We start from the raw sequence: 1,366 nt of genomic DNA on the forward strand, positions 1-1,366 counted from the left end.
TATTTTGCACTGTAGAGGTGTCAATTTTACTGCTGTCTCTTATACACATCTAGATGTGTATCTTTTCTCCCTCTACATCAATATAAATAGGTACATCGGTTTTATTTTGCACTGTAGAGGCTGTCTCTTATACACATCTAGATGTGTATAAGAGACAGGTCACACCCATTACACACCCAGCAATTATTGCTAATACAATAAAACCGATTATTCTAACCCGTAAATTTTTCAATTATTTACTCCTTTAAATCTCATACCGCCACAAAAGAGTTCAGCATCTCTGTAACAAGGTCCCCGTTTTTATCATAAAATGAAGGAAAGGCTATCAGATTTACAAGCGCATAGTCGGATTCTGTCTCCAGAAAATAAAAGTTCATTTGTACATTTGCGCCCTCATAGGTACCGGTAAAATTATACAGATAGCCCTCGTAATGTGCTGTTTTATAGGCTGCTTCACTTACGGTTTCTTCCTTTATTTCAATCTCTTCGGTTGAGACAAACTGGTTTTTTATCAAATCTTTGAACGCAGCTAAACTCTCAAAATCTGTCTTTTTGAACCCATAGATCATCAAGCCTTGTACCTTATCCTCATCTTCTGCATTAAAAGATAATTCTTCATCAGGGATGATCTCCCAACTGTCTATCACTTTCATTTTGTAAGGCGTTCCTTCGACATCAAAATCGACCTCCTTCAATTCAATCTTCTTTTCAGAAGAAGAAACTTCTGGCGCGGATGCCGTTTGTTCTGTTGAAGAGGCTGATGCTGTACCTTTTTCTGACTTGCTCGTTTCTTTTGTGCCGCCAGAACCGCACCCTGCTAACATAACTGCCATTACCGCAAAAACAATCCACTTTTTCATTCATTAATCTCCTAACACGTTTATTTTGACCAACATTGAAGCGATGGTTACAAAACTCCTTTTTATAACCGATGTTACTTAATAACAGATTAAGGTTGCGAAACGGCAAAGTCAACATAAAAATAACTTTTTACCATATTTTCGGCGTTAAAAAAAGAACAAGTTAATTAAAATTTACCAAAATAAAAGAACAACGTGAAATCACGCTGTTCTTTATATGCCTCTTATACACATCTAGATGTGTATAAGAGACAGGTTCATTAAGTGAATGCAGGTATTTTCGCGCTGTCCGGTTAGACACACTGATCCCGCTGGCAACCTCTTGACTCGTTAAGTACCGATGCTTATTCTCATATAAAAGTTTTAAAACTGTCTCTTATACACATCTAGATGTGGTTCATTAAATTGAGGTGTATACCATGGCGAAAAATCGAAACATTATCAGAGAGCAAAATCTAGCGCTTGTCATGCGGCAATTTTTTAAAAACGAACGGCTCTTGGCCGCT

1 protein-coding gene and 1 pseudogene are annotated in these 1,366 nt (G+C 37.3%); both read right to left on the reverse strand.

The genetic code is table 11. The features are described 5' to 3' along the window. Positions 1 to 251: 251 nt before the first annotated feature. Positions 252 to 860 (reverse strand): hypothetical protein, encoded by a 609-nt coding sequence (locus A5875_RS23075; protein WP_088935699.1) that lies wholly within the window; start codon positions 858 to 860, stop codon positions 252 to 254. 163 nt (positions 861 to 1,023) lie between these two features. Continuing rightward, a pseudogene (locus tag A5875_RS23080) lies at positions 1,024 to 1,221 on the reverse strand (hypothetical protein); the annotation flags it as partial. Positions 1,222 to 1,366 lie beyond the last annotated feature (145 nt).

Source organism: Enterococcus sp. 3H8_DIV0648 (assembly GCF_002140655.1).
Taxonomy (GTDB): Bacteria; Bacillota; Bacilli; order Lactobacillales; family Enterococcaceae; genus Enterococcus_A; species Enterococcus_A hulanensis.